7 protein-coding genes are annotated in these 7,614 nt (G+C 48.2%); 1 reads left to right on the plus strand and 6 read right to left on the minus strand.

Annotated features, from left to right (window positions below):
* Position 1: 1 nt before the first annotated feature.
* From mraY to mraZ, 6 genes are all read right to left on the minus strand, one after another.
* Positions 2-1,252 (minus strand): phospho-N-acetylmuramoyl-pentapeptide-transferase, encoded by a 1,251-nt coding sequence (gene mraY / locus BMZ54_RS32475; RefSeq protein ID WP_089921410.1) that lies wholly within the window; start codon positions 1,250-1,252, stop codon positions 2-4.
* A gap of 23 nt (positions 1,253-1,275) precedes the next feature.
* The gene (locus tag BMZ54_RS32480) at positions 1,276-2,742 is read right to left on the minus strand and encodes a UDP-N-acetylmuramoyl-L-alanyl-D-glutamate--2,6-diaminopimelate ligase (protein WP_089921412.1); all 1,467 of its coding nucleotides are present in this window, start codon (positions 2,740-2,742) and stop codon (positions 1,276-1,278) included.
* Between the two features lie 60 nt (positions 2,743-2,802).
* Positions 2,803-4,911 carry a penicillin-binding protein gene (locus tag BMZ54_RS32485; protein ID WP_089921413.1) on the minus strand — a complete coding sequence of 703 codons (2,109 nt, stop codon included), beginning with the start codon at positions 4,909-4,911 and terminating at the stop codon, positions 2,803-2,805.
* Between the two features lie 29 nt (positions 4,912-4,940).
* Positions 4,941-5,321 (minus strand): FtsL-like putative cell division protein, encoded by a 381-nt coding sequence (locus BMZ54_RS32490; RefSeq protein ID WP_238386755.1) that lies wholly within the window; start codon positions 5,319-5,321, stop codon positions 4,941-4,943.
* A 16-nt stretch (positions 5,322-5,337) separates the two neighbouring features.
* On the minus strand, positions 5,338-6,249 hold the full coding sequence (gene rsmH / locus BMZ54_RS32495) for a 16S rRNA (cytosine(1402)-N(4))-methyltransferase RsmH (protein ID WP_089921415.1): 912 nt from the start codon (positions 6,247-6,249) through the stop codon (positions 5,338-5,340).
* 116 nt (positions 6,250-6,365) lie between these two features.
* Positions 6,366-6,830: a division/cell wall cluster transcriptional repressor MraZ gene (gene mraZ, locus BMZ54_RS32500; RefSeq protein ID WP_089921417.1), complete on the minus strand. Its 465-nt coding sequence runs from the start codon at positions 6,828-6,830 to the stop codon at positions 6,366-6,368.
* Between the two features lie 502 nt (positions 6,831-7,332).
* Here mraZ and BMZ54_RS32505 point away from each other — a divergent pair.
* The coding region (locus tag BMZ54_RS32505; protein ID WP_143081222.1) for a transposase at positions 7,333-7,614 on the plus strand (282 nt) is incomplete at its 3' end.

Genomic DNA, 7,614 nt, shown 5'->3' on the forward strand with positions numbered 1-7,614 from the left:
ATTATCTCATTTTTAAAGTTGCAATGGCTACTACCGCGCACATAATGGCTACTATCCAGAAGCGTACGGCTATTTTACTTTCATGGTATCCTATTTTCTGGTAATGGTGGTGCAGGGGCGACATTTTAAAAATGCGCCGTCCTTCGCCATACTTCTTTTTAGTGTACTTGAAATAGCTTACCTGTATCATTACGCTCAGGTTCTCTACCAGGAACACACCGCAGAAAATAGGGATCAACAATTCTTTCCGCACAATAATGGCCAGGGATGCAATAATGCCGCCCAATGCCAGGCTGCCCGTATCGCCCATGAAAACCTGCGCCGGGTAAGCATTGTACCAGAGAAAGCCCACACAGGCGCCTACAAAGGCAGCTATGAAAATGGCCAGCTCACCCAGGTTGGGGATGTACATAATATTCAGGTACTCCGCAAACTGTATGTTACCGGATACATAGGCAAATACCCCCAAACAAATACCTATGACCGCAGAAACGCCTGTGGCCAGCCCATCCAGCCCGTCTGTTATATTGGCCCCGTTGGACACGGCCGTGATAATGAAGATCACGATCAGAATATACAGGATGAAGGTATATTTCTCAGCACCCGGTATCCAGGAGATTAGCCGGGAGTAGTTGAATTCATGCGTTTTTACAAAGGGAATAGTAGTGATGGGGGTTTTTACATCCACAAAACGTTTTCCTTCCTTGGTGGTCCTTTCTGTTTTACTGATCACCCGTTCATACGAGGCTATGGGTTTTGCATTCTGCACTTCACGGGAGATCACTACATTATCATTAAAGTATAAGGTAGTACCTACTATCAGGCCCAGGCCTATTTGCCCCAGCACTTTGAACTTACCGGCTAAGCCTTCTTTATTCTTTTTAAATACCTTGATGTAATCATCTATAAAACCGATCAGCCCCAGCCAGATGGTGCATAGTACGATCAGCAGGATGTATACGTTCATTACCCGGGCAAACAGCAGGGTAGGGATCACAATGGCCGACAGGATGATGAGCCCACCCATGGTAGGGGTGCCCTTCTTCGTGTTCTCGCCCTGCAGGCCCAGCTCCCGGATCGTTTCACCGATCTGTTTGCGTTGCAGGAAGCGCACAATGCGTTTCCCTAACAGCAGGGAAATAACCAGGGAAAGCAGCAATGCCATGGTCACCCGGAAGGTGATAAACTGGAAAATGCCGCTACCACTGATGTTGAACTCAGTTTTCAGGTAGTTAAATAAATAATATAGCATAAGTTAGTTAGTCCTCGTACATTCTATTTTTCCATCATCCGCATCATTTCCAGCAGCACGGCTTTATCGTCAAACGGGTGTTTTACGCCCTTGATGTCCTGGTATTTTTCATGTCCTTTTCCCGCCACCAAAACAATATCTTCCGGGTTAGCCAGGCTGATAGCGGTTTTGATCGCTTCCTTCCGGTCGGTTATGGACAATACTTTTTTCTTCTGGTGCACCGGCACGCCTGCTTCCATAGCTTGTATAATAGCTGCAGGATCTTCAGAGCGCGGGTTGTCGGAGGTCAGTATCACCTTATCACTATGCTCTGCTGCTACCTGCGCCATTATAGGGCGTTTGGCGGTATCACGGTCGCCCCCGCAGCCTACCACGGTGATCACCTGCTCATTTCCTTTGCGCAGGTTCTTGATAGTGGCCAGCACATTCAGCAAAGCATCCGGGGTATGTGCATAATCCACGATCCCGATAATGCGCTGGTTGTCTGATAGAATATAATCAAAGCGGCCTTCTGCACCCTGCAGGTTGCTCAGGGCCTGCAGTACGGTATGTTTATCCTGGTTCAACAATACAGCAGCGCCATATACTGCCAGCAGGTTATAGGCATTAAATTCCCCGATGAGACGAAAGTGCACTTCCTGCTCACCTACCTGCATGATCAGCCCTGTAAGATTATTTTCCAGGATCTTGCCTTTAAAGTCGGCCATGGTGCGCAGGCTGTATGTGGCTTTGCGGGCTTTGGTATTTTGCAGCATTACATTGCCGCGCTTATCATCCAGGTTAGTGAGCGCAAACGCGGTGTTAGGCAGGCCGTCAAAAAAAGCCTTCTTTACGCGGATGTATTCATCAAAGGTTTTATGATAATCCAGGTGATCGTGTGTGATGTTGCTGAAAATACCACCGGCAAACTTTAAACCGGCTATCCTTTGCTGGTGCACGGCATGGGAGCTTACTTCCATAAACGCATACTGGCAGCCGTCTGCCACCATCTGGGCCAGCAGCGCGTTAAGGCTGATGGCATCCGGGGTGGTATGTGTAGCGGGTATAACGGTATCGCCTATCTGGTTTTGTACGGTAGACAGCAATCCGCAATGGTAACCCATCTTTGTAAACAGCTTAAACAGCAGGGTGGCAATGGTGGTTTTACCATTGGTGCCTGTAACACCCACCAGCTGCAGGTTACGGGAGGGGTGCTGGTAAAAGTTATCGGCCATTACGCCACAGGCATGCGTACTGTCTGCTACCTGTATATAACATACCTGCTCCTGCAGCGTTTCCGGCAGCACTTCACAGATCACGGCAGCTGCGCCCAGCTCAATGGCTTTTGCAATAAAAGTATGGCCATCGGTATGTACCCCTTTTATGGCAATGAACGCATCGCCGGACTTTACAGCCCTGGAATCTATGCGCAGCTCGTTCACGGAAATATTATTATTTCCATGCACCGCCTGGATGCTTACACTGTATAATATGTCTCTTAATAACTGCATGCTGCGTTTATACTTCTAAGACCTGGCCGGTTCTTAAAACCGGCCAGGTCTGTAATTTTTTTAAGTGTTCAGTTCAATTACGATCGTTTGATCCCTGCTTATCTTACTGCCCCCGGGTATGGATTGTGCGATCACTTTACCCGAGCCTCTGATCTCTACACGCAGTCCTGCATTTTCCAGCAAATACAGTGCATCTTTTAATCCCATTCCCTTTACATCCGGCACTGCGCCTTTCAGCTGTTTTACCGGTTCCAGCGCTACCTGCTGCTCATTCACTGATGCGCTTACCCAGTTGGTGCTGGTTACCGCCGGGCCCTGCCAGGGCAGGTGCAGGGTAGTTAAGATCTCCTTCAGCTCACTGCCTTTGCCGTTCTTCAGCGCCAGCATAGAATCCAGGCGAACGGTGGTTTTTAGCGGTTTTTGTTTTTCCACGGCAATGGCATATAATTTATCTGCCACTTCGCGGAACACCGGGCCTGCTACGGATGCGCCGTAGAACCTTGCGGCATGCGCTTTATTCTTGATCACTACCACGCAGGTAAACTGCGGATCATTTGCCGGAAAATAACCGGCAAATGAGGATTGGTAGATCTTATCTGCATATCCTCTTTTGCCATTGGCTACCAGTGCGGTACCGGTTTTGCCGGCAAAGGAGTAATACGGTGTCCATAATTTTTTTGCAGTGCCTTCCAACACTACGCCTTCCAGCATTTTCTTCACCTGCTTCAGCGTGCTGCGGGAGCAAATGCTGTCCATTACTACTGTTGGCTCAAACTGTTTCTGCACCTGCCCGTACTCCATAATGTTATTTACCAGGTACGGTTTCATCATTTTACCGTTGTTGGCTACTGCATTATATAACATGCAGGTTTGCAGCGGGCTTATTAGCACCTCGTACCCAAACGCCATCCAGGGCAGGGAAGTAGCGCTCCATGTTTTGGATGCGGTGGTTTTTATCACCGGCCATCCTTCGCCTTCCAGGTCAATACCGGTATGTTTATCCAGGTGCAGCTTTTTTAAATGTGCTACAAAGTTGTTGGGCTGCTTGCTGTAATACTGATAGGCCAGCTTGGCCATACCTACGTTAGAGCTCAGCTCAAAGGCCTGTTTAACGGTTACGTTGGTACGGTGGTGCGGCTCAGAATCATATACTGTTCTGCGGCCTACCTGCCAGCGTCCGTAGTTCAGGTCTACCATACCATTCATGGTGGTGTACCTGTCTTCCAGCACAGAGATCACGGTGGCCAGCTTGAAAGTAGATCCCGGCTCGCCTACCTGCAGGGCATAGTTCATGTCCTCAAAGTAGCTGCCATCCGGCTGCCGGCCTAAGTTGGCGATGGCTTTTATTTTGCCGGTCTTTACTTCCATTAATATACAGGTGCCGTGTTCTGCTTCATTTTCCACCATCATATTCATGAGGGCATTCTCTACAATGTCCTGCATGTTCACATCCAAAGTTGTGTTCACATCATGGCCATCTTCCGGCTCAATATCATATCCTTCTACTGGTACAAAGGTGCCGCCGGCAATGCGGCGCATCAGCCGTTTACCGGTTACCCCTTTCAGGTATGCGTCGTAGGTTCTTTCCAGGCCTACGTTCTGGGCATTTTCCCTTGAAAGGCCAATGGTTCTGTTGGCCAGCAGCTTAAAGGGATTAATACGTTTGTTGCGGGTTTCTGCTATCAGCCCGCCTTTGTTGGGCCCCAGCCGGAACATGGGAAAGGTCCGCAGTTCCTGGTACTGATTAAAGGGCACGTTACGTTTCAGCAGAAAGTAACGGTCTTTGCTTTTATACCCTTCCCGCAGCAGCTGCTTGTATTCCGCAGTGGTGCGGTCGCCAAACAGGCGGGAGAGGTAGCCGGATAATGAATCCACGTTCTCTTTAAACACCTGTCCGTTCTTATCGCGCAGGCCATCGGCGGCAAAATCTATCCGCAGATCAAAATAGGGGATAGAGGTAGAGAGCATTCTCCCTTCCTCTGAATAAATGGTCCCTCTTTCCGCATCCAGCGAGACATAGCTTGTGTGCAGGCTATCGGCCATGCTGCGCCAGTAGTTGCCTTCTACATTCTGCAGTATGAACACCTTAGCCAGTATTACCACGCCAAACAGCACCATGCCGATAAAGCAGAGGTAAACGCGCCATAGTATGTCTTTCTTTACTTCCATATATGATGAAATGAAGTAAGCGGTATTTCTTACTTCTCTTTCTTTTTAATCTCAATTTTTTGCGGTGGATTGTTGAGCGTTTTCAATCCCAGCGGTTCTACGGCTTTGCTCACCTCACTCATTTTACTGCGGAACATCAGCTCACTTTTCACATTCAGGTATTCCCAGCGCAGCTCTTTTATTTCTCTTCCCAGCTTGTTAATGTTGCGGATCTTTTTTTCCGCAAAGTGGCTGTTGGCTATGTACACCAGCGCCAGGCAGCTCAGGAACAGGATGAAGGGCATGTTTTGCGTAAGGGCCCGGTAGTTGATGCGCAGGCGCCATTCCTTTTTCTGTTCCGGCGCCTCCGGTACTTCCGGACTTTCTTCTTCCTGTTCAATTTCTTCTTCCAATAACTCTTCCTGCAACACGGTAGTAGATTTTAGATTAAATTTTCTCCGCCACCCTCAGTTTAGCGCTTCTTGCTCTTGTGTTCTGCTTCAATTCTGCGTCGCCTGCGGTGATGGGTTTCTTGGTAATCAGTTGGAAGGTCTTAGGGGGAGGGGCAGTAGTGAAATCGTAAGACGAGTCCTGGATCTCGAACTGTCCAGTTTTCATGAAATTTTTCACCAGCCTGTCTTCCAGCGAGTGGAAGGTGATAACGGCCAGCCGGCCCCCCGGCTTTAATACCTGCGCTGATTGCTGCAGCAGCTCTTTCAGTGCGCCCAGCTCATCGTTCACGACTATACGCAATGCCTGGAACACCTGTGCCAGGTACTTTTGCGGATTGCCTTTTACAATGGGCTGTATCAGGGACTTAAATTCGCTGATGGTGCGCAGGGGATGCGTTTTACGCTGCGTTACAATGGTTTTGGCCAAAGTACGGGCGTTGGTAACCTCTCCATATTCCTGGAACAGCAGGTGCAGCGCCTTTTCTGAATAGGTTTGGAGCACCTGTGATGCGGTAAGCGGGGAGCGGGTATCCATGCGCATATCCATATTGCCTTCAAAGCGGGTGCTGAAACCTCTTTCAGCGGTATCAAACTGGTAGCTGGACACGCCCAGGTCTGCCAGTATACCGTCTACCTCAGTAGCCTTGTACAGTTTCAGGAACCGCTGTAAATGGCGGAAGTTGTGCTGTACAAAGGTTACGCGCTCGTTTTCAATACGGTTGCGGTAGGCATCTTCATCCTGGTCAAATACCAGCAGCCGGCCATTAGGGCCTAACTGCGAAAGGATGGCCCTGGAATGCCCGCCACCACCAAAGGTGGCATCCACATAAGTGCCGTCCGGGCGTATCTGCAGGTTGTCTATAACTTCCTGCAGCAGTACTGGTAAATGATATTGAGATGCTTCCATGACTTATTAATTATGCCAGCCGCTGAAGGCGTGGCGCCTGAACGCTTGTTTTTAATGCTAAATTCCACGTTATGGTACCCAGGTCCGGGTTTACTATAGCGTTAAGCGTTTTGCATTTAGCTTTGAGCGTTACCGTCTCCGGTCATCACCTGTTGCGCCAGATCACTGAAGGCTCCTGGTGAGAAATTTTCAAAGAACTCCTGGTACTTACTTATATCCCAGATCTCGATTTTATTAGTGGCTGCTGCCAGTATAATGTCTTTCTCCAGGCTGGCATAGGTCATTAAATTCTTGGGAATCAATAACCTGCCTGCGCTATCCAGGTCCAGAATGGTGGCGCCGTTCAAAAAGTAGCGGCGAAATTCCCTAACTTTCGGGTCAAAATCGTTCAGCTTACTGATGCGTTCAAATATGGGCTGCCACTCATTCATCGGATACAAGGTCAAACACTTTTCAAACCCCCGGTTCAGCACAAACTGCTCGCCGGCCCCTTCCGCTAACTGCTTTTTGAAACCAGCAGGTAGTAGAAAGCGCCCTTTTGCGTCCAGCGTGGCCTCATATTCACCGAGAAAACCTGTCATATTGGGGGGCGAAAATCCTTGAAATCCATTTTCTAACACAAAATAACACTTTTTCCCACTTTTTAACGAAAAAATGCATTCTAAATTTTTTCCACAGGGGAGAACTGTCCTTTCTATTGGGCTTACCGGGGATTTATACCCCTGTGAGTGTGGATAGTGTTGGTATGTATGTGAATAACGTGTGATTATATGTGATATTATTGTTAATAAGGGGCATGGCCCCTTTTTTTATGCCCTGCCGATGGCTTCTTGTACGGGTAAGCAAGTGGTAAGTCTCCATTCATTTATCAGTAAACCATAGTAATAAGTTGCGCCGGATAGGAACCTGCCGGTAGCAGGCTAAGGTTTGCTCATCAATAAGCCCTAGTAATAAGTTGTACCGGATAAGAACCTGCCGGTAGTAAGCTAGAGTTCATTTATTAGTAAGCCTTACATAAGCTGTATTGATTCAGAATTGACTTTACATGTTGGGGGTTAATTAAGGATTAATTAAATTACTAACATGAAAGGAAAATCATTAGGACCACCTCCTATCTACGCCGAGACCTTGAAAATCAGCGTTGCCCGGGAATATCTATCGACAGATCAAAGCTATGGGGAGTTGGCAAAGAAGTACGGCCTTAAAAACAGAGAGGTCGTTAGGAGTATGGTGTCCTGGTACGAAAGGCATTACAGCCAGGATCAGCTGCCAGTAGTTAAAAATGCTCCAGCAGTTGGCTCACCGGACCTAAAAGCAGGAGCCTCCAATACAGATAAGGAAAAACAATTAAAGGAAGCCCTTTTA

It is taken from the genome of Chitinophaga rupis, assembly GCF_900109685.1.
In the GTDB taxonomy this organism is placed as follows: domain Bacteria; phylum Bacteroidota; class Bacteroidia; order Chitinophagales; family Chitinophagaceae; genus Chitinophaga; species Chitinophaga rupis.

What these genes read in the sequence shown, in the direction of transcription:
- mraY (WP_089921410.1), bottom strand. Translation starts at nt 1,252, where the DNA reads ATGCTATATTATTTATTTAACTACCTGAAAACTGAGTTCAACATCAGT.
- BMZ54_RS32480 (WP_089921412.1), bottom strand. Translation starts at nt 2,742, where the DNA reads ATGCAGTTATTAAGAGACATATTATACAGTGTAAGCATCCAGGCGGTG.
- BMZ54_RS32485 (WP_089921413.1), bottom strand. Translation starts at nt 4,911, where the DNA reads ATGGAAGTAAAGAAAGACATACTATGGCGCGTTTACCTCTGCTTTATC.
- rsmH (WP_089921415.1), bottom strand. Translation starts at nt 6,249, where the DNA reads ATGGAAGCATCTCAATATCATTTACCAGTACTGCTGCAGGAAGTTATA.
- mraZ (WP_089921417.1), bottom strand. Translation starts at nt 6,830, where the DNA reads ATGACAGGTTTTCTCGGTGAATATGAGGCCACGCTGGACGCAAAAGGG.